This window comes from Pseudomonas parafulva (genome assembly GCF_000800255.1).
Classification (GTDB): Bacteria; Pseudomonadota; Gammaproteobacteria; order Pseudomonadales; family Pseudomonadaceae; genus Aquipseudomonas; species Aquipseudomonas boreofloridensis.
This window is the reverse complement of record NZ_CP009747.1, coordinates 2,810,785-2,834,578: the sequence shown is the minus strand read 5'-3', so window position 1 is coordinate 2,834,578 and position 23,794 is coordinate 2,810,785. Positions and strand designations below refer to the sequence as shown.

General features: G+C 61.6%; 20 protein-coding genes. 7 read left to right on the top strand and 13 right to left on the bottom strand.

Annotated features, from left to right (window positions below):
* Positions 1-3: 3 nt before the first annotated feature.
* The 4 genes from NJ69_RS12095 to NJ69_RS12075 all read right to left on the bottom strand — a co-directional run bounded on the left by NJ69_RS12095 (position 4) and on the right by NJ69_RS12075 (position 6,657).
* Positions 4-567: a hypothetical protein gene (locus NJ69_RS12095; protein WP_155290534.1), complete on the bottom strand. Its 564-nt coding sequence runs from the start codon at positions 565-567 to the stop codon at positions 4-6.
* A gap of 562 nt (positions 568-1,129) precedes the next feature.
* Entirely contained in the window at positions 1,130-1,570 is a 441-nt protein-coding gene (locus NJ69_RS12085) for a hypothetical protein (RefSeq protein ID WP_039579364.1), read from the bottom strand.
* A 19-nt stretch (positions 1,571-1,589) separates the two neighbouring features.
* Positions 1,590-6,203: an RHS repeat-associated core domain-containing protein gene (locus NJ69_RS12080; protein ID WP_167335971.1), complete on the bottom strand. Its 4,614-nt coding sequence runs from the start codon at positions 6,201-6,203 to the stop codon at positions 1,590-1,592.
* Positions 6,204-6,231: 28 nt separating this feature from the next.
* Positions 6,232-6,657, bottom strand: coding sequence for a DcrB-related protein (locus tag NJ69_RS12075; RefSeq protein ID WP_052192107.1), 426 nt, complete (start codon positions 6,655-6,657; stop codon positions 6,232-6,234).
* 140 nt (positions 6,658-6,797) lie between these two features.
* Between NJ69_RS12075 and pcaQ the strand changes: the two genes are divergently transcribed.
* From pcaQ to NJ69_RS12050, 5 genes are all read left to right on the top strand, one after another.
* Positions 6,798-7,730, top strand: coding sequence for a pca operon transcription factor PcaQ (gene pcaQ / locus NJ69_RS12070; protein WP_039579362.1), 933 nt, complete (start codon positions 6,798-6,800; stop codon positions 7,728-7,730).
* Between the two features lie 178 nt (positions 7,731-7,908).
* The gene (locus NJ69_RS12065; protein ID WP_029611980.1) at positions 7,909-8,652 is read left to right on the top strand and encodes an FKBP-type peptidyl-prolyl cis-trans isomerase; all 744 of its coding nucleotides are present in this window, start codon (positions 7,909-7,911) and stop codon (positions 8,650-8,652) included.
* Between the two features lie 284 nt (positions 8,653-8,936).
* Complete coding sequence (locus NJ69_RS12060) at positions 8,937-9,377, top strand: YkvA family protein (RefSeq protein ID WP_029611979.1); 441 nt, start codon at positions 8,937-8,939, stop codon at positions 9,375-9,377.
* Positions 9,378-9,473: 96 nt separating this feature from the next.
* On the top strand, positions 9,474-9,827 hold the full coding sequence (locus NJ69_RS12055; RefSeq protein ID WP_039579359.1) for a helix-turn-helix domain-containing protein: 354 nt from the start codon (positions 9,474-9,476) through the stop codon (positions 9,825-9,827).
* The gene (locus NJ69_RS12050) at positions 9,824-10,207 is read left to right on the top strand and encodes a hypothetical protein (protein WP_039579356.1); all 384 of its coding nucleotides are present in this window, start codon (positions 9,824-9,826) and stop codon (positions 10,205-10,207) included. The genes NJ69_RS12055 and NJ69_RS12050 overlap by 4 nt, the downstream gene beginning before the upstream one ends.
* An 18-nt stretch (positions 10,208-10,225) precedes the next feature.
* Here NJ69_RS12050 and NJ69_RS12045 read toward each other — a convergent pair whose 3' ends face one another.
* Positions 10,226-11,977, bottom strand: a complete 1,752-nt coding sequence (locus NJ69_RS12045) for a bifunctional diguanylate cyclase/phosphodiesterase (protein ID WP_039579353.1) — start codon at positions 11,975-11,977, stop codon at positions 10,226-10,228.
* A gap of 117 nt (positions 11,978-12,094) precedes the next feature.
* Positions 12,095-14,176: a carboxy terminal-processing peptidase gene (locus NJ69_RS12040; protein ID WP_167335970.1), complete on the bottom strand. Its 2,082-nt coding sequence runs from the start codon at positions 14,174-14,176 to the stop codon at positions 12,095-12,097.
* A 141-nt stretch (positions 14,177-14,317) separates the two neighbouring features.
* Here NJ69_RS12040 and NJ69_RS12035 point away from each other — a divergent pair, with 141 nt between their 5' ends.
* A complete protein-coding gene (locus NJ69_RS12035; RefSeq protein WP_039579347.1) occupies positions 14,318-15,286 on the top strand; it encodes an NAD(P)H-quinone oxidoreductase in 969 nt (322 codons plus the stop codon).
* 56 nt (positions 15,287-15,342) lie between these two features.
* Here the strand turns inward: NJ69_RS12035 and NJ69_RS12030 are convergent, their stop codons facing one another.
* Genes NJ69_RS12030 through NJ69_RS12005 form a run of 6 tightly spaced genes read right to left on the bottom strand, consistent with a single transcriptional unit; the run spans position 15,343 to position 20,544 of the window.
* Positions 15,343-15,996, bottom strand: a complete 654-nt coding sequence (locus NJ69_RS12030; RefSeq protein ID WP_029611975.1) for an HAD family hydrolase — start codon at positions 15,994-15,996, stop codon at positions 15,343-15,345.
* Positions 15,997-16,008: 12 nt separating this feature from the next.
* Positions 16,009-16,998, bottom strand: a complete 990-nt coding sequence (locus NJ69_RS12025; RefSeq protein ID WP_039579344.1) for an ABC transporter ATP-binding protein — start codon at positions 16,996-16,998, stop codon at positions 16,009-16,011.
* Complete coding sequence (locus NJ69_RS12020; RefSeq protein ID WP_029611974.1) at positions 16,995-17,792, bottom strand: ABC transporter permease; 798 nt, start codon at positions 17,790-17,792, stop codon at positions 16,995-16,997. Before NJ69_RS12020 ends, NJ69_RS12025 begins: the two co-directional genes overlap by 4 nt.
* Positions 17,782-18,621: an ABC transporter permease gene (locus NJ69_RS12015; RefSeq protein ID WP_039579341.1), complete on the bottom strand. Its 840-nt coding sequence runs from the start codon at positions 18,619-18,621 to the stop codon at positions 17,782-17,784. Before NJ69_RS12015 ends, NJ69_RS12020 begins: the two co-directional genes overlap by 11 nt.
* Positions 18,618-19,424 (bottom strand): alkaline phosphatase family protein, encoded by an 807-nt coding sequence (locus NJ69_RS12010; protein ID WP_029611973.1) that lies wholly within the window; start codon positions 19,422-19,424, stop codon positions 18,618-18,620. Before NJ69_RS12010 ends, NJ69_RS12015 begins: the two co-directional genes overlap by 4 nt.
* Before the next feature lie 55 nt (positions 19,425-19,479).
* Positions 19,480-20,544 carry an ABC transporter substrate-binding protein gene (locus tag NJ69_RS12005; RefSeq protein ID WP_029611972.1) on the bottom strand — a complete coding sequence of 355 codons (1,065 nt, stop codon included), beginning with the start codon at positions 20,542-20,544 and terminating at the stop codon, positions 19,480-19,482.
* 348 nt (positions 20,545-20,892) lie between these two features.
* Between NJ69_RS12005 and NJ69_RS12000 the strand changes: the two genes are divergently transcribed.
* Positions 20,893-21,606 carry a UTRA domain-containing protein gene (locus tag NJ69_RS12000; RefSeq protein ID WP_039579339.1) on the top strand — a complete coding sequence of 238 codons (714 nt, stop codon included), beginning with the start codon at positions 20,893-20,895 and terminating at the stop codon, positions 21,604-21,606.
* Between the two features lie 6 nt (positions 21,607-21,612).
* Here NJ69_RS12000 and NJ69_RS11995 read toward each other — a convergent pair whose 3' ends face one another.
* Positions 21,613-23,772 carry a mechanosensitive ion channel family protein gene (locus tag NJ69_RS11995; protein ID WP_039579336.1) on the bottom strand — a complete coding sequence of 720 codons (2,160 nt, stop codon included), beginning with the start codon at positions 23,770-23,772 and terminating at the stop codon, positions 21,613-21,615.
* Positions 23,773-23,794 lie beyond the last annotated feature (22 nt).

Sequence of the window (23,794 nt, the reverse complement as noted above, 5' to 3'; positions counted from 1 at the left end):
GTGTCACGTTTGGGAAGAATCCGTAGAGTTTAGAGCTTTGATATCGTTCAGCATCTTGTATTTTTTAGGATGTTCCTGTGCGAACCGAGCAGACGCTGAAGCGCTAAGTTTATTTTCTTCATACGCCCAGCTGAGCACATACGCTTGCATGGAGGCATCCAGTTCTAGAAATTTCGGGATCAATGCTTCATAAGGCAGGGGGTGGAGTGAAGAGTTTTGAATCAAGTGGCGTGCATTGAGCTGAGCAGCGTACTCCGCGTCCTGATCGCATAACTGCGCCAAATCGACAAAGCGTTTACAGTGAATAGCGTTGGAAATTTCAGAGAGCGCTACCATTCTATGTTTGATCCACCCCTTGGCTATAGCACTGCGCAAGGGCTGTTGACTCAATACTTCAAGCGCTGAGACGAGTGCTTGATAAGAGGTGATGAAGTAGGTGAGCGCGAATTCTATGAAGTAATTAGCGCTTTCTTTGAGGTCCGTGCCATTTTGCTCTTGGCAGGAGATTAAGGCTGCGAATTGAAGGAGTTCTGGAAATTTTTCTTTGTCATTCCAGAGTCTGTGCATTGATTCGGTGTCTCGATAGAGAGACCGGAGGGATTGGTGCAGATTATCCTTTGCATCTAGAATCATTCTTCTCTGCCTTTTCAAACGTCTCGCCAGTGGACAGATAGGTCTCGTGTATTGATAGTGAGTTGTCGGCTGAGTTGGCGGATGTTTAATTGGCATATGATTTCGTCTCCGCAAACCGACAGTGCCTCGAGTCCGCTGGCATAGCTGAAAGAAATGAGCCTATCGTCAAGGTAGAGGGCTGTGGACAAGGTAGTATCCAGCGAGTAGGTGAGCTCCAGTCTCAAGGCGGAATGGATGAAGCTGCAACGCCATTGAACAAGCTCTGAATCGAATTCTGTCGTTACGCCGAGCTGCTCCAGGAGGGTGATGTCAAAAGAGTGAACACTATGGGTGTAAAGACTGTTGTGATCTAAATTTTTCATTTCTCTGAAACCTATTTTTGGGGGCTGCGGCTTCGCGAAGTTGTAGAAATTTAGAAGTACGGGTCTGAGCCTGGCTTCGAGCTTTCGCTTGAATACCTGTCGCGGCCTGTCGATAAACTCGAGAGGTGGTGTATTTACGTCGAAAAGGAATAGCGATAGCGGCTGGCAAGTAGTTCTACGTAGCTATCATATCCCGCCACCAAATAGTGCTTGAGCTCAAGGAAATTTGCTGGATCATAGATTGCACGTTTTTCCATGAGCCAATCTGAGTTGGTGACTTGGTAAAATTTTGGGTCAGGATGTGTGCCTGTTTTTTTCCAGTATTCTAACTCGTCATCTTTGATGCCTGGTATTTGATATTTTAAATGATTTGACTCGTAAAAGTTGAGGGTGATACAGCGTAGCTCAGCGACATTTTCGAACGCTAAAGTAGTAATTGAATGTGTTCCATTTTTATGGTCATCGAGACGCTGGGCTTCGATTTCCAGTCGTACATCGCCCGCTTCATTGTAGGTGGCTGTTAAAAACGTAGTATCGATAGTGAATTCCAATTCTTCAGGCGTAAGCTCTAGCATTGTATATGCGCTCTTTAATTTACGGGCAAGGTGATATGTGAGTGACGAATCCTGAACCATCTTTGTTGCGAGTTAAGTTTATAGATCTAGAAGGTGTCTTATTTTTAAAGTCCTTGGTGAGCTGTGGTGGTGCGTGTTGATAAGGAACAAATATTCCATGTTTGGGGAATTTTTGTGATTTCACAATGGCAGCAAGGCCTCTGTTATTGAGAGTGACAAATTTTCCACTAACTGGATCTTTAGTGTAAGCGATCAGTAGTTTGTCAGGCGAAAGCTTGCCACTTTTTAGATCATCTGCCACTTCTAGCACTGGCCGTCCTGCCAATTCCGGAACCTGTGCGCCGATAGTACTAAATTGCGGCGCTGCTCTATTCTGTCCAAAGTGTAAATCCTCCGGAAAATCCGTTATTTCTCCGTACTCAAAGGGATCGAATCCGCTCAGTCCAAGTGGATCTATTCGCGAGATGCTATTCACACCATAGTTATATAGATTCACGCCACCAAGGAGACTGATAGGATCTTGCTGCGTAAACCGCCCCACCGCCGGATCATAGAACCTGAACGTGTTGTAGTGCAGCCCGGTCTCGCGGTCCAGATACTGTCCCTGGAAACGCAGGTTCTGCTGACGATTCTGTCCCCTTTCCAGCCATTCTTCTCGACAACGGCCCCAACTCTCGAACTCGCCTTGCCACACCGTCACGCCGTTTTCGTCGGTGAGCTGTTCGGGCAGTCCTGCCAGGTTGGTGTGGAAGTAGTGCAGGCGTTCCTCTCCGGGCGCACCATCGAGGCGGGCGAGGGGTTCGTAGCTGTCGGTGTCGGCGTAGACATACAGGCTGGGCTTGCCGTCCTGCACCTCCTGCAACAGGCGCAGGCCTTGCCAGAGGAACTGGGTCTGGCTGACCGGTTCGGGCTGATCGTTGCGATACAGGCGCTTGGCCGTGCGCCGACCGATGGGGTCGTAGTCGAACTCAACGCGTTCGTCCACGTTGCCGCGCTGCTGGTGCACGCGAATCAAGCGCTGTTCGGCGTCGTAGTCGAAGCGCTGGATCAGGTGACGGCCAGTGCGTTTTTCGCTGAGGCGGCCGAAGCGGTCGTAGCGGTAGCGCTTGTCCTCATGCACTTTGAGCCGGTTATGCCGTATCGGGCCTGTAGCCGAGCGCGTATCGAGCAGGTTGCCGGCCCTGTCGTAGGCGTAGTGCTCGACCTGCTCATGATCGGGCAGGATACGTCGCGCGCCATGCAGGCGCTCGGTTGGGCCGTAATCGTAGTGGGCCTGGCCGCGCAACATGTTGCCTGGACTGCCAGTGCCAAGCAGTCGGCCGATGGTCCGAGCTTGGGCAGGCGACTCACCTGGGCGGGCGGCCTGGCACTGAACGAAATTTTCTTCGATCAGGTTGTCGCTGACATCGTAGTGGTAGTGCTTGCTCAGCAGCGCCACGCTGCCGGGGCCGGCGCCTAAGACGTGTATGGCCTTTTCCCTAGGGCGCCCGGTGCTGTCATGGCGGGTCTGAGTGTGAATTCGGCCTTGGGTGCGGAGCACTTCGGCGTGCAGCGCGTCGCGCTCGAAGTCGCAGATCACCCGGCCGTCGAGGTTGAGTTGATGCAGATGGCCGCTGCCGTAATACAGGTGGTTGAGGCGGCGGCCATCGGGCAGGGTCAAAGTTTGCAAGTTGCCCAGGGCGTCATGGGTGTAGGCAAGTCGACCAGCTTGCGTGGTTTCGCTGAGCAGTTGGCCGAGGGCGTCGTGGCTGAACGCGAGTGACTGTTGATCGCCCTCGCGATTGGTGAAGCTAATTGACAACAGGTTGTCGGCAGCGTCGTGGCTGTACTCAGTGATGCCGTCGTCAGTGTGTTTGCATCGCAGACGCTCGACGGCATCGTACTCGAAGCGTTGTACCTGAATCGCTGCCGCAGGTTCCGGGGCGCTGCCCGGCAACGTCGGCTCGGCGTCACGGGCCGGATGCAGTCGGGTCTCGATGACATTGCCGACGGCGTCGTAACCATAGCTGTGACCTCCGCCATCGAGGTTGCGCTGGGCGAGCAGGCGGTCCAGCGCATCCCAGTGCATCTCGTAATGCTCGCCGTTCTCGTTCTCCAGGCGCTGCAGGCGGTCGTAGGCATCCCAGTGCAGGCGCAGGGTCAGACCCATGGCGTCGATGCGTTGACTGAGTCGGCCGCGAGCGTCGTAGTGCCATTGGGTGAGGTGTCCGGCTGGGTCGGCATGATGCGTGAGTTGGCCGCTGAGATTGACTTTGTAGTGGTCGGTACGACCATCTGCGCGAGTCCTTTCCAGTAAATGACCACGGGCGTCGAAGCGATAACAGGTGCGCTGGTTGAGGGCGTTGATCACTTCGCTCAGATAGCCGCGTGGGTCGTAGCGCCAGATCGTGGTGTGTTTCGAACAGTCGGTGTAGCGGAGCAACTGCCCACGATCGTTCCAATGCAACTGACGTGTCTTGTCCAGTGCATCGGTGATGCACGTCAGCCGACCCCGACGATCATAGGTGTAGCGGGTGATGCAGCCCAGCGGATCGGTACTGCTGAGTAGATTGCCGTGGGCGTCGTAAGCGTGGCGATGGATGCGTCCGGCAGCGTCGCTGATCTGCGTAGGCAGCGCCCAGTGCTCGGTGTAGCTCAGGCGCTCGCAGCGCCCTAGTGGGTCACGGCTCTCCACCAGGCGTCCGAGGGCGTCGTAGCGGTAGCGCCAGGCGTGACCTTGTGGGTCGATGCTGGCCACCAACTGCCCCTGGACGATTTCTTCCTGCCAGCGCTGGCCCAAGGCATCCACGTAGACCAGCACCTCGTGCGAGGGTCCCCATTCGAAATGCTCACGCCGACCGAGGCTGTCGGTGACGGTGGTGTGCCCCAGAGACAGGTCATAGTCGAAGCGATACGCCTCGCCGTCATCGCTCCAGTGGTGGACCACGCGCCACTCGTGGTCCGGTTGTGGCTCAAGCAGTGGCGGCAGGTCCGGGGCCTGTCTTGGCTGGGAGGCGAAGCGCGACCATTGATAATGGAAGCTCGCGCCGCTGGTCAGGGTATGCCGGGTCATGAGGCCTTCGGCATCGTAGCTGAAGCGGCGCAGCACTTGACCTTCGGCTTCGCGCACCTCGCTGAGTTGACCAGACGGGGTGTAGGCATAGCTGGCCAGGACCTCTCGGTGTTCTACGGCGAACTCAGTGCCTTGGAGCAGGAACAATCGCTGCGCCTGGCTGACGCGGCGCGGATGAGCCGTGTCGTAGAGTAGCTCGACGACGGTGCGCCCGACGCGATCGGCCAGGTATTGCAGGCGACCCTGGTCATCGTAGAGCAGGTCGAGGCGATTGAGATTACGGTCGCCCAGTTGCACGAGGCGCGAGCGATTTGGGTTCAGCGGGTCGGTGCGCAGCACTTGGTACTGGCCGCTGTAGATATCCTCGACCACGGTGATGCCATGGTCCTGGTGGAAGAATGCAAGGCCGTCGAGGCTGCTGACCAAGGCGCTGCCTGGCTGCAGGCGCCCCAATTCAATGCGCGTGCCTTCTTCGTCGATGTAGATCCACAATTCGCCGCCTTCGGGATGGGCCACGCGTTCCAGGCGCACCTCGTAGGGCAGGCTCCAACCCAAGCCGAACAGGCCGTCGGCGCGCCGGTCGTTGCTGTCGTAGCGACGCGACCATTCGATGGGGATCAGGCCGGGCAGCGTGAAGTCCAGGTCGTCAGGGCCGTCGAGCAGTTTGGCGCCGCTGGAAACGATGACCGGGTGGCCCACGCACTTGATGATGTTGGAGCGCGGTCGGGGTGCCTTGCGCGGTCGTGGTCGGGCCTTGCCGCCGCGGCGCGACAGAAGCATGCCGGCGACGATGCCGACGATCTTCGCCGCCGCGCTCTTGCCGTCGCGAATGTCGCGCACGGTCAGGGTACCGCCGCCGATGCGCACGTTGGGCGAGAAGGTCATGCCTGCGGGGCCATCGCAGGTGGTCTTGTCGCCGACGCGTACGGCCGGTTGGCCATTGATGAAAACCTTGTCCGAGCCTTGGGCGAGGAACTGCTCGCCGGGGTGCTTGCTGCACTCGACGGTATCCTCGCCCAGTGACTGGGTGCCGGGATCGGCGGGGGTGGTAATCGGCGGGTTGAAGATACTGGCGATGTCCTGCGCAATGCCGATGATCGGCAGCATCATGGCGGCGCCCACCATGGCGTAGCTGCCGACGTTTTCCAGGATCGACGGTGGCTCGTCGGCGGCGGGCGCAGCATCGTTGCCCAGGCTGAAACCCGCAGCGCGGGCGGCCGGTACGCCGTTTATGAAGACGTCGCTCGAACCGGTGAGGATCTTGCCGTAGGGCTCCGGCGGGAACAGGGAGTTGCCGACCCAGTCGCTGAACTCGCCGATGTGCTCGCCGATGCTCTTGTCGCCGCCGCCTGGCAGTGAGCTGGCCGCCGCGACCAACAGGCCGGCGGCGACCGGCACCAGGGCTGCGGCTGCGCCGCCGGTGCCGACGGTGGCTGCGACGGCAGCGCCGAGCGCCGCACCCACCGCCGCAGTGGCCGCCGCATAGACCACCGCCTCGGTCAGGGCGCTGGTGAGCTCTGCCATCAGGGGGGGATGCAGTATCCGGTCGTCCTTGCGGACAGCGTGCAGGTCCTGCTGCATGGGCTGGCTTCCTTGCTCGGTGGCGCTGTCAGACTGCGTGAAGGCTGGCCTTGATGGCCTGCCAGTGGGCAAGGTCGGCGTCGTTCAATGGGCTCTGCTTGCTGTAGCTCACTACCATCAGGCGTGGCGCCTGCGGGTGGGCATAGGCCAGTTGATACTGGTACGAACGGATTTCGCCGCGCTGGAACTGCACACGTGTTTCCAAGGCCTTGAGGCTTTGCGCGTGTCCGCAGTGGATGGCCTCAGGTTCACCGACGACCGCCGCGAGCTGGCTGCGCAGTTGTTCGAGTTGCTGGCGGTAGACGCTTTCGAAGGCCTGATCGGCGGGCAGCGGATTACGGGCGATCACCAGGCTGGTACCGCGCTCAGGGAAACTCAGCATGTTCATGCTGGTGTCCTGCAGCGGCTCCTCGCCCAGTTCGAGGTGCAGATCCTGGGTGTGATAGACAGGCATTGCCGGGCTCCTTGCCAATGGAAACAGCACCCTACAAAGCTACCCCCGTCGCAGCAAGTCGAAGTGTCCGAAAATGCGATCGGATCGATGAGCGCGGGCAGTAGCTTGCAGCCGAGCACCGCGTGGTTAAACTGCCGTGCATGAACCTCGATACCCGCATCAAATATCGTCACCTGCTGTGCTTCCTCGAAATCGCCCGCCAGGGCAGCCTGGCCCGTGCTGCCGATGTGCTGGCGATCAGTCAGCCGGCGACGTCCAAGACCCTCAAGGAGCTCGAGGATCTGCTCGAGGCCCGACTGTTCGAGCGCAATCGCCAGGGTGTGGAACTGACAGCGGCCGGGGTACGCTTCATGCGTCACGCCGGGCCGAGTGTGCAAGCGCTGCGCGAAGGCATCGGCAGCGTCCGTGGCCAGGCACGCATGCCCTCTCGGTTGCGCATCGGCGTGCTGTCGACGGTCGAGGGGTTGTTGATGCCGGAGGTGTTGTGCCGTCTGCACCGGCGACACGAGGCGCTGGTGATTGATGTGGTCACCGGTGCCAGTGCTCAGTTGCTGGGGCAATTGCACTTGGGCGAACTGGAACTGGTGGTGGGGCGCATGACGGACAGCCCGCAGATCCAGGGGCTGTCGTTCGAGCACCTGTACAGCGAGTCTATGAGCCTGGTGGTGCGTCCCGGCCACCCCTTGCTGGCGCGCCAGATGCTGGACAGGGCAGGGGTGGGCAATTGTCCGCTGGTGCTGCCGCCCACCGGCACGACGATCCGCCAGCATGCCGACAGCCTGTTCGTGCAGTGCGCCATCGATCTGCCGCCGCAGCGTCTGGAAACCCTGTCGCTGGCCTTGAGCCGGCGCTACGTGCTGGGCAGCGATGCGGTCTGGGTGGCGCCGCGCGATGCGGTACTGATCGATCTGCGCCGTGGCGAACTGGTGGAGCTCGACCTGGGCCTGCGCGAACCGGGCGGCTCGGTGGGTATCTGCCGCAACGCCGCCATGACGCAGAGCTCGCTGGCGCAATCACTATGTGAAGCGTTGCGTGAAGTAGCGGGTGAGTATCGCGAGGGTCGCTATCCCTGAAGCGTGGGTTTCCCAACCTGCTCGAGGCTGCATCTGGCCGATGCAGATGAAGATCCTGACATCCAGGAACTTCCCGCCGCAAACCCGCTCCTATGCCGGTAGCCATTGGTCATGGCCGCCTGCTAAGCTCGCGGCCTTTACCCCGATTGCCCTTATGGCGCATGAACAAGGAAATAGCATGAAACAGCATCGTTTGGCGGCTGCGGTTGCCCTGGTAGGCCTGGTCCTGGCTGGCTGCGACGCTCAGACCAGCAACGTCGAGCTGAAGACCCCAGCGCAGAAAGCCTCTTACGGCATCGGCCTGAACATGGGCAAGAGCCTGGCGCAGGAAGGCATGGATGACCTGGACTCCAAAGCCGTGGCCCTGGGTATCGAAGATGCGGTTGCCAAGAAAGACCCTCGCCTGAAGGACGAAGAACTGGTCGAAGCCTTCACTGCCCTGCAGAAGCGCGCTGAAGATCGCCTGGCCAAGGCCAGCGAGGAAGCGGTTGCCAATGGCAAGAAGTTCCTCGAGGAAAACGCCAAGAAGCCAGGCGTGGTCACCACCGCCTCGGGCTTGCAGTACGAAGTGATCAAGAAGGCCGATGGCCCTCAACCCAAGCCGACCGATGTGGTCACCGTCCATTACGAAGGCAAGCTGATCGACGGCAAGGTCTTCGACAGCTCCGTCGAGCGTGGCAGCCCTATCGATCTGCCGGTCAGCGGCGTCATTCCTGGCTGGGTCGAAGGCCTGCAACTGATGCATGTCGGTGAGAAGTACAAGCTGTACATTCCGGCTGACCTGGCCTACGGCGCGCAGAGCCCAAGCCCGCTGATCCCGGCGAACTCGGTACTGGTCTTCGACCTCGAACTGCTGGGTATCAAGGACCCGAGCAAACTCGACGCCGAGCCGGCTGCACCGGCCGAGGCACCTGCCAAGTAAACTGGCACCGGTTGTCTGTGGACGCCCCGTTTCGACGGGGCGTCTTCGTTTTCGGCGCCTGCCCGAAGCGAACACCCTGGCGGAGACACTGTCTGAGCTAGCATGTGCCTTGCCATGGCAGGCTGACGTGAAAACGCCACTCACCTGAAACAGTTGTGTAAAAAACGCCCGATCCAAGCGCGACCCTTGCCCCGTGGGCGTGCGACGCGCTTGAGAGGCGCCCTGTTCACAAGGTTATCCACAATAAATGTGGATAACCTTTCTGCCCCAGCATTGGAGGCTTCATGCGCGCACCTTGGAATTTCGCCCGGTTCATGCCACTGGCCGAGCGCCTGCTCAGCCGCGGCCGTCTGCCCGCATTGTTGTTTGCCGTGGCGCGCAAAGGGCCGAAGCTGGGCCATTTGCGCGAGGATCTGCGGCTGATGCAAGGGCTGTGTCTGGCGTGGTGGCGGGGCGAGTACCGTGCGGTGAGCCCCAAGGCACTGGTGACCATCGTCGCTGGCCTGCTGTATTTCGTCAGCCCGCTGGATGCGATTCCCGATTGGATCGTGGGGGTGGGGTTTCTCGATGACATCGCCGTGCTGGGCTGGGTGATGAAGACGGTGGCCGATGAACTCGCCCGCTTCAAGGCCTGGCGCGACAGCCAGTCGCCTGAGCGTCTGCGTGTGGTCGAGCGCCTGCCTGATACCCCTGAAGCGCTGCGCCTGGAGCGTACGCGCAACTGAATCGGTGCGAAATGCACAGATCTCAGCGCTTAGGTCATATAATTGACAGATTGGCATAAGGGTTATGCCGAGCAATTACATGCCTAAGGGGGTTGTATGGGTATTCAGGTCATCAGTCGAGACGGTCAGCCCGAGTATGCGGTCATTCCCTGGGCTGACTATCAAGCGCTGCGCGAGGCGGCTGGCCAGGCCCCCATTGCAGCCGATGAGCCCGCCCGTGCAGCCTGCCCACCTCCTGATACCGCGCAAAGCGCCAGCCTGCCCAGCCTGGGTGAGCTGGCGCAGTTGCGTCAGGCCAAGGACCTTGCGCCTGAACAACTGGCGCGCAGTGTCGGTATCAGTCCGTCTTATCTGGCCATGATCGAATCGGGTGAGCGCGTGCCGGACGCGGCGATTCAGCGCAGCCTGGCCTGGCACCTGGGCATCGCTGGCTGGAGCGAGCCGTCATGAGTCAGGTCAGGATCAGCCGCCAGCAGTGGCAGAACCTGCTGGCCGAGCTCGACCTGGCCCGACGACAACGTCACCTGCTCACCTACCGGGCGCTGCTCGAACGCTTGCAGTTGCCCAGCCCAGCCATGCAGACCCTGACCGCCGCGCTTGAGTACCTGGCGCTGCTCGATGCTCGTGCCGAGCAACCGCTGCGCAGCTCGTTGGTCATCAGTCAGGGGGCCAGTCGCCTACCGCGCACCGGTTTCTTCGAATGTGTAGAGCGCCTGGGACGGTTTTCCGGACCGGTCGACGGCATGGAAGCCGCGTCCTGGCATGCGTCTGAAGTGGTGCGAGTGTTCGAGTTCAGCTATCCCGAAACAACCGCCACGCAGCGGGATTGATCGTCCTGCGGACCGCTACTATCTGCCGGTGTCGATCAAGCTGAGACTGGGGCCAGCCGTATCCTTGGCTTGCCGCTTGGCCTGAGAAGCCAGGTCGGCCAGTTGCGCCGCATCCAGCCCCTCGCAACACTCCGGGCGCAGCCACACCACGCCGATCGACAGCGACAGCAAGGCGAAGGTCTCACGTTGCCCCTGGCGGTTATGGGCGATGAAGCAGCCCGCCTGCAGATGCTCATTGCGGTAGAAGCGCTTGCATTCGCCTAGAAAACGCTCGATCAGGTGCTCCAGGCGGGGGCGCCAATCAGGGGTGCCGAGCACCAGCATGAAATCGTCGCCGCCAATGTGGCCGACGAAATCCTGATTTGGGTCGACGCAGTCGCTCAGGCACTGTGCCAGGCACAACAGCACCTCATCTCCGCGTGCGTAGCCATAGATGTCGTTGAAGGGCTTGAAGCTGTCGATGTCCACGTAGCACACCGCCGCCGCTCGTTGTTGCTCCAGCAAGCGTGCAAGGCACTGCTGGATCGGCACGTTGCCCGGTAGCAGGGTGAGTGGATTGGCATAACGCGCCTGCTGGATTTTCTGTTCAGTGATCAACTTGAGCACATCGATGACCCGGCCCAGGCCCTGATACCGACCGCCCTGGGTAATGATGAAGTCTTCTTCGATGCGCTGGCGGGCGCGGCTGGTCAGCAGGCGACTGACCTGTTGCAACGATTGGCTGCGCTCGACGGCGAGGAAGTCCTCGCTCATCAGCCGGCTGATCGGCTTGCGCGCGAACAAGTCGGTCGCGAAAGGCTTGAGCAGTACATCGGCCAGCGAGTGACGGTGCACGATCCCGCGTGGCTGACCGTGAGCATCCAGCACTGCCAGGGAGTTGAGGTTGGCCTGGCGGCGGAAGGCTTCAAGCACCTGTTGGGTCGGTGTATCGAGGGCCACAGCGGGCTGAGCGATCAGCAATGCCACCAGGTCGGTGCTTTCCTCACCTACCACCAGCGCGTCTTGCTGACGTTGCGGCAACAGGCCCTGCGCATCGCGAGGAGGAAATTCCTGTGGACGGCCCAGCAGGTAACCTTGCAGCAGATCGACGCCCATTTCGGCGAGTACCGTCAGCTCTTCTGCCAACTCGATGCCCTCGGCGATCACCTGGGCGCGCGACGCCCGGGCAATCTGCAGAATGGAGCCGACGAACTCGCGCTTGAGCGGGTCCTGGTGGATGCCATCGATGAAGTGACGATCGATCTTCACGTAGTCCGGTCGTAATTCCGACCACAGACGCAGGCTGGAATAGCCAGCGCCCAGGTCGTCCAAGGCGATGGAAAAGCCCATGTCGCGATAGTGGTGCAGGGCGTTGAACAGCAATTGGAAGTCTTCAGTGGGCGTTTGCTCGGTCAGCTCGATCACCACTTGGCTCGGATGCAGGCCAACCTGTTCGAGCATTTCCAAGGTGCGCCCGGAGGGGTGATGCGGTTCGAGCAGCGATTCGGGAGAGACGTTCAGAAACAGCTTGCCTTCCAGGCCCAGCTCGCTGAACCGGCGGCAGGCGTTCTTCCGGCACAACACCTCCAGCTCGCTCAGGCGCCCGGCCTGGCGGGCGATGGCGAATAGATTCAGGGGCGAGTGCAGCGGGCTGTTGGACGGGCCGCGACTGAGCGCCTCATAGCCGAGCACGCGTCGCTCCGAGAGGCAGATGATCGGCTGGAACAGGCTGTGGATACTGCGTTGAGCCAGGATGGCGCTCAAGGCACTGAGCTGTTCGGTGACGGTCATGGAGGGCTTCCTGAAAATGGTAGGGCCGGACGTCTGTGACGTCCGGCCCTACCATTTCACGACAGCGCGATGACTGTTTGATGACAGATCAGGTCAATCTGCCATCAGTGCCATCATTCATTTTTTCGCCACTTGAGCGCTCAGCCGCAGATAGTCGAGCAGGATGCGTCCGGTTTCTGCCAGGTAGGCGTCGTCTTCTGGCTTGGAGTCGTCCTTCTCCTCTGGAAGGGCGTCTTCATCGACCTTCTTCAGTTCCTTGAGCGGCTCTTCGCCCTTGGCCTTGCGCCGGGCGTTTTCCAACGCCAGTTGCTTGGCTTCGATGACATCGTGCTGAGCACGGCGGTCCTGCTCATTGAGGCTGACGGTCTTCTCGTTCATCAACTGCTGTGTCAGCGCCAGGCGATCGCGGATGTAGGTGAACTCGGCGTCCTTGACGCTACGCGCGTCATGCTGCGCCTTGAGCTGGGCCAGGAACGGTTTGAACGGATCGGCCGCCGGCTTGACCACAGGGCGGATGGTGTCCCACGGCATGGCCTCGGGCAGGGCGCTCTCGCCGATTTCCTTGGTGTCGATGATCGACGGGTAATCGATGTCCGGCAGCACGCCCTGGTGTTGGGTGCTCTGGCCGGAAACCCGATAGAACTTGGCCAGGGTCAGCTTGAGCTCGCCATGATTGAGCGGCTGGATAGTCTGCACGGTGCCCTTGCCGAAGGTCTGACCACCGATGATCAGCGCCCGGTGGTAGTCCTGCATGGCACCGGCGAAAATCTCCGAAGCTGAGGCCGAGAGACGGTTGACCAGCAGCGCCAGCGGGCCTTTGTAGAAGGCACCGGGATTTTCGTCCTCGAGAACGTCGACTCGGCCATCGCTATTGCGCACCAGAACGGTCGGACCTTTGTCGATGAACAGACTGGTCAGTTCGGTGGCCTCCTGCAACGAGCCGCCGCCGTTGTTGCGCAGGTCGATGACCACACCGTCGACCTTTTCCTTCTGCAATTCGGTCAACAGCTTCTTCACGTCGCGCGTGGTGCTCTTGTAGTTCGGATCACCGGCACGATAGGCCTTGAAGTCGAGGTAGAACGCCGGGATCTCGATGATGCCAAGCTTGTAGTCGCGGCCATCCTGCTTGAGCTTGAGCACCGACTTCTTCGCGGCCTGCTCTTCGAGCTTGACCGCTTCGCGGGTGATCGAGACGATCTTGGTGGTCTGGTCGTTCGGCGCGTTGCTCGCCGGAATGATCTCCAGGCGCACCACCGAGCCTTTCGGTCCACGGATCAGCTTGACCACTTCGTCCAGGCGCCAGCCGACCACATCGACCATTTCCTTGTTGCCCTGGGCCACGCCGATGATCTTGTCGGCAGGGGCAACCTGCTTGGTCTTGGCAGCGGGACCGGCCGGCACCAGGCGCACGATCTTGACCTGGTCGTTGTCGCTCTGCAGCACCGCGCCGATGCCTTCGAGCGACAGGCTCATGTTGATGTCGAAGTTCTCGGCGCTGTCGGGCGACAGGTAATTGGTGTGCGGGTCGTAGGACTGGGCGAAGGTGTTGATGTAGGCCTGGAAGATATCCTCGGCGCGGGTCTGGTCCAGACGCGCGAGCTGATTCTTGTAGCGCTTGATCAGGGTTTCCTGGATCTGCTTCAGGTCCTTGCCCGCCAGTTTCTGACGCAGCACTTCGTCTTTGACGCGTTTGCGCCACAGGTCGTCCAGTTCGGCCTCGGACTTGGGCCACGGGGCGTCCTTGCGGTCGACCAGCAGGTCTTCCTTGACGGTGAAGTCGATCTTGTCGACGCCCTTGTCCAGCATGGCCAGGGCGTAGTCCAGTCGCGCCTTCACCCGGTCAAGGTAGCGCTTGTAGATGGTGAAGCCAGGGTCCAGGTTGCCGTTCTTGAGGAAGTCGTCGAACTGCGTCTTCCACTTGTCGAACTCGGCGATGTCACTGGCCATGAAGTAGCTGCGCGAGGGATCGAGCAGCTTGATGTAACTGTCGTAGATGATGACCGAACGGGCATCGTCCAGCGGTGGCTTGCTGTAGTGGTGGCGCTTGAGCAGCTCGACCACGTTGAGACTGGCGACGACTTCGTCACGGTCCGGCTGCAGGCTGTCCCATTTGTTGGCGGCGGCCGCATTGCCACCGAGCGTGAGGCTGCCCAGGCCGATGACCAGGGCGAGTGCGGAGCTGGGGAGGAAATGCTTCATGCTGATTCGACGTGGGGGCAATTGATCACGCATAGTAGGCCGTCTTTTCCTTTCACCGGTTCCATGAAACCGGCTCGATACTGCAAAAAACCCGGGACGCGATGAGCCCGGGTTCAGTCATGACTCAACTATGGAGGCACTGTGAAGGCATTGCAAGGCGTTGACGGGCATGTAGCCTGGGTCCAGGCGCAGCGTCCCGTGTGTGATGCGGGGCAGGTACGCATTCGTGTTGCGGCGGCAGGGTTGAACCGCGCCGATGTGCTGCAAAAGGCCGGGCACTACCCGCCGCCCCCAGGTGCGAGTCCGTATATGGGGCTTGAGTGCGCTGGGGTGATCGAGGAGATCGGTGCCGGTGCTGGCGCTGACTGGCGCGTGGGCGACCGCGTGTGTGCGCTGCTTGCCAGTGGCGCCATGGCCGAGGAAGTGGTGGTCGACGCACGCCATGTCCTGCCGGTGCCCGAGGGCCTGAGCCTGCACGAAGCGGCGGCAATCCCCGAAGTGTATGCCACGGCCTGGCTGAACATCTTCCAGCTCGGCGCGTTGAAGGCGGGCGAGAAAGTGCTGGTGCATGCTGGCGCCAGCGGCGTCGGCTCGGCGGCGATCCAATTGTGCAAGGCGTTCGGCAGCCCCGTGTGGGTTAGCGTAGGGTCGCAGGACCGTCTGGATTACTGCCAGGCGCTGGGTGCTGCGGGCGGTGTGGTGCGTAATCAGAACCTGGATGCGCTCGAAGCCCTGGGGCCTTTCGATGTGGTGCTCGATCCGGTCGGTGCCAGCTACGGCGCGCTCAATCTCAAGGTGTTGGCGCGCGACGGGCGCTGGGTGATCATCGGCCTGATGGGCGGACGTCAAGTAGAAATGGACCTGGCGCAGGTGCTGGGCAAACGCCTGCAGATCACCGGTTCGACCCTGCGCAATCGCGACGATGCGTTCAAGGGCGAGTTGTTGCGCGAGTTGCGTCAGCAGGTCTGGCCACTGTTCAGCGAAGGGCGACTGTCGCCGCAATTGGTCGATACCTATCCGGTCGAGTTCGCCGAGGCGGCCTACCAGGCGCTTGAAGGCAATCAGGTGTCGGGCAAATTGGTGATGGTGATCGATCCGACGCTGGTCTGAGACTCACGCTGGCCCAGGCTTGGGTCTGCACCGCAGCCCCAAGTCCAGGCACCCGCTCATGCCCAGTTCAGCACCGGCCAGCCCTTGGCCTCGGCCTGCTTGCGCAGTTCCGTATCGGGGTTCACCGCATACGGGTGATCGACTTTCAGCAGCAGCGGTAGATCGTTCCTGGAGTCGGAATAGAAGCTGGCGCCTTCCAGATTCTCCTGTTCCTGGTCCAGCCACTCCAGCAAGCGTGTGATCTTGCCTTCACGGTAGGTCAGCACCCCATGGGTGCGCCCGGTATACACGCCGTTGACGGCCTCCAGCTCGATGGCCAGAAACTCATCGACGCCCAATCGCGCGGCGATCGGCCCAACCAGATGTGTGCCAGACGCAGAAATGATCAGGATGCGATCGCCATTGTGGCGGTGTTCGGCGATGCAGCGGCAGGCGTCGCCATAAATGATCGGTTCGATCACGTCCTCGACCCACGGCTCCACCAAGTGTTCGACTTCCTCCAGCGTGCGCCCGGCGATCGGCTCCAGGCTGAACGCCATGTAGTCCTCCATCTGCAACTGACCCTTGCCATAGGCGTCCATCAACTCACGGTCGCGGCGCAGGAAGGCCTCGCCATCGACCCAGCCCAGCCTGGCCATCTGCGCGCTCCATAACGACGCGCAATCGCCATGGATCAGGGTCTCGTCCAGATCGAAAATTGCCAATGCCATGCCTGAATCTCCTTAAGCCACTTCACGTAGTGCGGCGGGATCGAACGACAGCGTCACCCGCTGGCCGTCGGCATAGAGGTCGGCGGATGAGCGATTGAGTACGTCCACCACGACCTCCACGCCGCGTGCCTCGACACGATAACGGATCACGTTGCCCAATAGGCTGTGACTGCGGATCTGGCCGTCCAGTTCGCCCTCCAGCCCCAGGCTGATCGATTCCGGGCGAATGGCCAGGCGCGAGCCGATCGGACGTTGCAGCAGACGGCTGGCACTGTCGGCATCGAGCAGGTTGTAGTTGCCGATGAAGCCGGCCGCGAACAGGTCCACCGGGGCCGTATACAGGGTTTCCGCGTCGCCGCTCTGGACGATGCGCCCCTGGTTCATCAGGACGATGCGGTCCGACAAGGTCAGGGCTTCTTCCTGGTCGTGGGTGACGAACAGCGTGGTCAGGCCCAGCTCGCGCTGGATGGCCCGGATCTGCTCACGCAGGTGCTTGCGGATGCGTGCGTCCAGCGCCGACAACGGCTCATCGAGCAGCAACAGACGTGGACGGGTGACCAGTGAGCGGGCCAGCGCCACGCGTTGGCACTGGCCGCCGGAGAGCTGGTGCGGATAACGACCGGCGAAGGTGGTCAGTTCCACCAGCTCGAGGGCCTCGCGCACACGCACCTGGCGCTCCTCGGCCTTGACCTTCTGCATGCGTAGCCCGAAGGCCACGTTCTGTTCGACGGTCATGTTGGGGAACAGCGCGTAGCTCTGAAACACCATGCCGATGCCACGCTTCTGCGGACTCAGCGGCACGATGTCCTGGCCGTCGAGCAGGATGCGTCCGCCATCGACCGGGGTCAGCCCGGCGATGCAGCGCAGCAGGGTGGATTTACCACAGCCCGAAGGACCGAGCAGGGTGACGAACTCGCCACGCTCGACCGTGCAATCGATGTTCTCGAACACTGTGCTGCCGGCATAGCGCTTGTGCAATTGCTGGACGCTGACGAAGCTCATCGGGCTTTATCCTTGTTCAAACGGTTGGCGACCCAGGTCAGGACCAGGACGAAGGCAAAGTAGGAGATCACCAGGGCGCTGTTGAAGTGACCGCTGCTGTTGCGCATGTTGTTCAGGTACACCTGCAGGGTTTCGTAGCGAGTGCCGACCAGCAGGTTGGCGAACACGAACTCACCGAACAGGAAGGAGAACGACAGCAGCAGGGCTACCAATAGGCCTTTGCGCAGGTTTGGCAGCACCACCGTCAGGGCCGCGCGCAGTGGGCTGGCACCGAGCAGTTGTGCGGCGTCCATCAAGTCGCGCAGGTTGATCGCCTGCAGGTTGTTGGTGATAGCCCGGTACATGAAGGGCAGCGCGATGGTGAAATAGCAGCCGATGAGAATCCACGGGGTACCGACCATGGCCATCGGCCCGCTGCCGTACAGTTGCAGCAGCCCGACCGAAGAGACCACCGGCGGGACTGCGAAGGGCAGCAGGATCAGGATGTTCATCAGCGCGTCGAGCCTGGGAAAGTGGTAATGCACCACGAACAGCAGGGGCAGGATCAGCACGACCGACAGCACCAGCGCACCGATACAGACCAGCAGCGACTGGCCGAACGCGGCGAGAAAGCGCGGCTCACTCCACAGTTGCACATACCACTTCAAGGTCAGCCCGCTGGGCAGTAGCGTGGCCGACCAACTGGTGGCCAGCGAGTAGAGCAGGGTGCCGGCCAGCGGCAGCAGCAGGATCAGGAACAGCAGGTAGACCACCGTGCGGTGGTACCAGCCGCCATGGGGGGTATCAACGCGCATGGTAGCTCCTTTTCAGCAGCCATTGATGGACCATCGTGACCAGGGTCATGAGCCCCACCAGCACCATGGCCAGGGCGCTGCCCAAGTTGGGATCGAGAGTGATGTCGCCAGCGACCAGCGCGGCGATACGAATCGGCAGCACATTGAAGTTGCCGGTGGTCAAGGCGTAGACCGTGGCGTAGGCGCCCAGCGCATTGGCCAGCAGGATCACGAACGTGCCCAGCAGCGCCGGGGTGAGAACCGGCAGGCCGATGTGCCGCCAGAACTGCCAGTGGCTGGCACCGAGCAGGGCGGCCGACTCGCGCCAGTCTTTACGTAAGGCGTCGAAGGCTGGGTAGAGCAGCAGCACCCCCAGCGGGATCTGGAAGTAGGTGTAGACGATGATCAGGCCGGTGCTGGAGTAGATGCTGAAATCGTCCAGCAGGCCGATCTCCTTGAGCGCCAGGGTCAAGGCGCCGTTGAAGCCGAGCAGGATGATGAAGGCGAAGGCCAGGGGCACGCCGGCGAAGTTGCTGGTCATGTTGGCGAAGGCGCTGACGAAATCGCGCAGGCGCGAATCGACCTGGCGCAGGGAGTAGGCGCCGAGGGTGGCGATGACGATACCGAACAGGCTCGACCAGAAGCTGATCTGCAGGCTGCGTTCGATGGCCTGGAGGTAGAACTTGGAAGTGAATATCTTGCTGAAATTCTCCAGGCCCCATCCGCCTTCGCCTTGCAGGCTGGCAATCGCCACCCAGACCAGCGGGGCGATCTGGAAGACGATGAAGAACACGGCGAAGGGTAACAGGCAGAGCAGGGCCAGGTAGCGGCCGCGGTGGTTGGCATTCACTTGAGCAACTCCCGACACAACGGTTTGTCATGGGCCGCGCCGAGCAGCTCGCAGAGCGTGCCACACAGTTCGGTCTGCAGGGGCTGGGCGGCGGGATCGAGGCTGAAGGCGTCACCGAAGACGAACAGCGGCACCTCGCGCTCCTCGGGCAGCAGGCCATTGTGCGAGCGGTCGTTGTTCATGCCGTGATCGGCGGTGACCAGCACCTGGTAGCCCTCGGCGAGCCATTGCGGCAGATAGTCGGCCAGCAGCACATCGGCGCTTCTCGCCGCATTGCGGTAGTGGCTGCTGTCCAGACCATGTCGGTGACCGGCGTCGTCGATGTTCATCGGATGCACCAGCAGGAAATTCGGTGCGTGCCGGCGGCGCAGGTATTCGGCATCGGTCAGCAGATGAGAGTCGGGGTAATGGTCGGCGTAATAGAACAGCCCGTGCTGGATCGGCAGTTCCGGCGCCTCGGTGTGACGGTCTCGCACGGGCTCGAAGGGAGAACGGTTGTACAGTTCGCTGACCCAGTGGTAGGCCGCCGCTGCGGTCCTGAGGCCCGCTTGGCGCGCGTAATGAAACACGCTGAGCTGGTTGGACAGACGGCTGACCTGGTTGTGCACGATACCGCTGTCGATCGGCGCGACACCGGTGAGAATGCACTCGTACAGTGGTCGGGACAGTGAAGGCAGCTCGCATTTCAAGCGATACAGCGCGGCGCGGTCGGCTTCGACGTAGGCATGCAGATGGCCCATGGCATGGTGCGCGACGTGGTAATTGAGGCCGTCGAGCAGGACCAGGATGACGTTGTGGCTCACTTCAGTACTCCGCACAGGAACGGGGAGGGCGATGCCCTCCCTGTCGGGCTCAGCCTCACTTCATCTCGATGATGACCTGCTCCTGCCACTTCTGCGGCAGGGCCTTGGAGGTCTTCTCCCAGGCTTCGGCGTTCTCGATGGGTTTGGCAGCCTTGTACTGCTCGTTGGGCAGCAGCTTGGCCTGCACGTCCTCCGGGAGCTTCAAATGCTCGGCACGGATCGGGCGGGCATTGCCCTTGGCGAGGTTGATCTGGCCGGCGTCGCTGAAGATGTACTCACGCGCCAGTTTGGCGGCGTTGGGGTGCTTGGCGTACTTGTTGATGATCGTGGTGTAGCCGGAGATCACCGAGCCGTCCTGCGGAATCAGCACCTCGAAACGCTTGGGGTCGATCTGCTCGCGGTAGCTCAGGCCGTTGAAGTCCCACACCACACCGACTTCGACTTCGCCCTTCTCCAGGGTCTGGATGGTCGGGTTAGCCAGCGACAGGCGCCCTTGCTGGGCGAGCTTGGTGAACAGTTGCAAGCCTGGCTCGATGTTGGATTCGTTACCTTTGAAGGCGATGGCCGCCGCCAGCACGCCATTGGCGGCCTGTGCAGCCGTGCCGACGTCACCGATGGCGACCTTGTACTTGCCCTTCTCAAGATCTTTCCAGGTCTTGGGCCGTTCCTCTTCCTTGACCAGATCCTTGTTGATGATGAAGGCGATGGTGCCGGTATAGGCCAGGGCCCAGTGACCGTCCTTGTCCTTGGCCCATTCCGGCACCTGATCCCACGTGCTCGGTTTGTAGGGTTGGGTCACGCCCTTGGCCGCCGCGATGGGGCCGAAGGCGGCGCCGACGTCGCCGATATCGGCGCTGGCGTTGTCTTTCTCGGCGTCGAACTTGGCGATTTCCTGCGCTGAGCTCATGTCGGTGTCGCTGTGCTTGAGGCCGTACTTGCTGGCTAGATCATCCCAGGTGCCTTTCCAGTTGGCCCAGGCATCGGGCATGCCCACGCTGTTGACCGTGCCTTCCTTGCGGGCGGCTTCTTCCAGGCTGTTGAGGTCGGTATCGGCGGCCATGGCCGTGGTGCACAGGGCGATGGCCGAGCCCAGCAGTGACGCCATGAAGAACTTTTTCATCCGAAGCTCCTAGGGTGGGGTGCCTTGCAATCGTGGTGATGGACCTTGTTGTGTCTGCGGTTGATGCAGGCCTTGCTGCACAGGGTTGGTCTAGGTCAGCAAACCTTGCGCCAAGGTAGGCGGCGTGCATGACAGTTTGATGTAGGCGGGATCGGCTTTCCCTGGGTAACAAGGCCTGAATGCCAAGCGTAGACCACAACCCGGCCCTGGATTGACGGGCCCCTGACAGGTTCAGGAGGCGCTGGGCAACGGGCTTGTCACAGGATGTTCACGCGCGCTGCCTACGCTGACAGCCAACGCCCACCTGCCCTTTGTTGGGGCTGGTCTAGTCCAGATAGGTAACTTTCGATGCAGTCGACCCCCGCGCGGGCGGTAACAGCTATCTGCCATGCCTTGCAGGAGCAAATCGAGCATGGCCTGCTTGTGCCGGGTGGCAAGCTGCCGGCCGAGCGCAAGCTCAGCGATGTATTCGCCACCACCCGCATCACCTTGCGCGAGGCGCTGGTGCAACTCGAAGCTCAGGGATTGATTTATCGCGAGGAGCGCCGCGGCTGGTTCGTCGCGCCCGAGCGCCTGACCTACGACCTGATCGAGCGCAGCCATTTCCATGCCATGGTGTTGCAGCAGGGACGGGCTCCGGGCACCGAGCTGCTCTCGGCGCGTCTGCAGCCGGCGTCGGCCAGCATCTGCGCGCGCTTGCGTCTGCCAGCGCTGTCAAGCGTGGTGCGCATCTGTCGCTTGCGGCGCATCGACGGTCGGGGCGTGCTCTACGCCGAGCACTACCTGAATCCGCATCACTTCCCCGGAATACTCGAACGTGACCTGGGGCAGTCGCTCACCGATATCTACGCCCGCGACTACGGCATTCGTTACGGCCAGGTGTGCTTCGAAATACTGCCGACCGCACTGCCGCCGGAGGCCGCCGCGGCGCTGCGGGTATCCACGGGAAGTCCTGGTTTGCACATCACCCGGGTCAACAGCGATCAGCATGGGCACCTGATCGACTGTGACCTGGAGTACTGGCGGCATGACGCGATCCGTATTCGCGCCGAGGCCGGATGATCCGGCCTAGCTGGAGGCTCCGGCACCCGCCTCAGCCATCGCCCCGCCGCCCGCCGTCACCACCTGCACCGACAGCCGCGGCGTTGCCAGGTCCAGTCCGGCCTCGTCGAGTTGGCGCTTGAGCGCCAGGTTGAACGCCCGCGACACCTCCCACTGTTTGATCGGCGCGGTCTTGAAGCGTGCACGCAGGACCGCCGAGCCGGACTCGAAGCTCTCCACGCCTTGCAGCTCCAGCGGCGACCAGATGTTGCGGCGCATCAGCGGATCGCTGCGCAGCTTCTGGCCGACTTCGCGGATCAGCGTGATGGCCTGGTCGATGTTCATGCTGTGCGGAATGGCCACGCGGAAGATCGCGTAGCCGAACTCGCGCGAGTAGTTCTTGATGCTCTTGATTTCACTGAACGGGATGGTGTGCACGATGCCGTCGATGTCGCGCAGGCGCACGGTGCGGATGGTCAGGCCTTCGACGGTGCCCAGGTGACCCCCGACATCCACGTAGTCGTCGATGGCCAGGCTGTCTTCGATGATGATGAACAAGCCGGTGATCAAGTCCGCCACCAGCGACTGGGCACCGAAACCGATGGCCAGGCCGATGACACCGGCACCGGCCAGCAGTGGCGTGACGTTCATGCCCATGTTGGCCAGCGCGACGATCAGCGCGATGATGAAAATGGCCACGAACAGCACGTTGCGAATCAGCGGCATCATGGTTTGCGCGCGGGCGTTGGCCAAGCCGCGGCGCGAGCGGATGAGGGCGTGGTGCACCGCGGTATCGGCCAGGATCCATACCAGCCAGGCGGCGATCAAGGTACCGGCCAGGCCCATCAGGCGCACGCTGACGTCATGGCCGTCACCCTCGGCGAAGCTGATCATCGACAAGCCCCACACGCGCAAGCCCAGCTCGATGAACAGCAGCCAGATGAACAGGTGCGCCAACGCGTAGCCGAAGTTCTTCAGGCGCTCGGCATACACCGCCTGGCGCTTGTGGACGTTCTGCGGTTTGGCGGCATGGCGGCGCACCAGGCCGTTGAGCACCATGCACACCACCACCAGCACCGTGCACATCAGCGACTGGCGCAGGGCGGTGCTGGTGTCGCCGGCGGAGACGAAGGTGGCGAACAACGAAATGGCCACCAGAATCAGCGCCGGAACGAACCAGAAACTGCCCAGCAGCTCGATGGTGTCGCTCAGGGTACGGCGGGTCAGGCGCCGCGATAGCGGCTGGTTGCGGATCAGGTGGGCGATGGGGCGGCGGAAGCGCAGGATGAACAACCCGGTGCACAGCGCGGCCAGGACGTTGGTCACCGTGGCAATGGCGTGAGCCAGGTGAGTGCCCAGGGCGGCGGTCAGGCGCGGATCGCTCATGGCCTCGCCGAAGGCGGCGAAGCTGCCGATCAGCCACAGTGGGCGGAACGCCTGATGACGCAGGATATGCAGGGCGCGGTGGCGATGCGGGCCGTCGAGCAACGAGAAGGCGATGACACAGATGGCCGAGAAACAGGTGCCGATCACCAGCGCGTAGGCCAGTACCATGGCCAGGGATTTGCCCAGCGAAGGCGGCAGGGCGAAGCTCAGGTACACCGTGAAGATCAGCGCCACCAGCCAGGGGCCGAGTTTGCGCAGGGCAAAGCGCACCAGGTCCCAGGTGCGCGGATGCTGGGGCAGTTCTTCGGTCAGGCCGAAACGGATGCGCACGCGGTGGCCGATCCAGTTGAATGCATAGGCCAGCAGGCTCCACACGGCGATGACCGCCGCGAAGCCGAAGAGAATGGCGGGCCACTGGTGCACCGGCACCACCAGATCGGCCAATTCGACCTTGGCTTGCTCCAGTTCCTGCGACCAGCGCACGAAGGGACTGGCGTCGCCGCTGAACTGCTGCTCGAAGTCGTGCAGCGCCCCGCCGATCAGGCCCAGCACGCCCTGCTCGACGCTCGGTTGCGTCTGTTTGCTGGCGTCGCGCAGCTTTTTCAGATCGGCCAGCAGCTTGGTGCGCTGCTGGTCGTTTTCGAGGTTCTTGATCACCTCGTCGAGCGACTTGCTCAACGGCTCGGTGGCTTGGGGCTGCGCGGGCGTGCTGGAGCTCAGCAGGCCGGGCAGGCCTGCGGCCTGTACCGGGACGACGACGATCAACAGCAGCAGGGCAAGGCAACGCAGAAAGGCTGGCACCGGGAAATCTACCTCAGGTCAA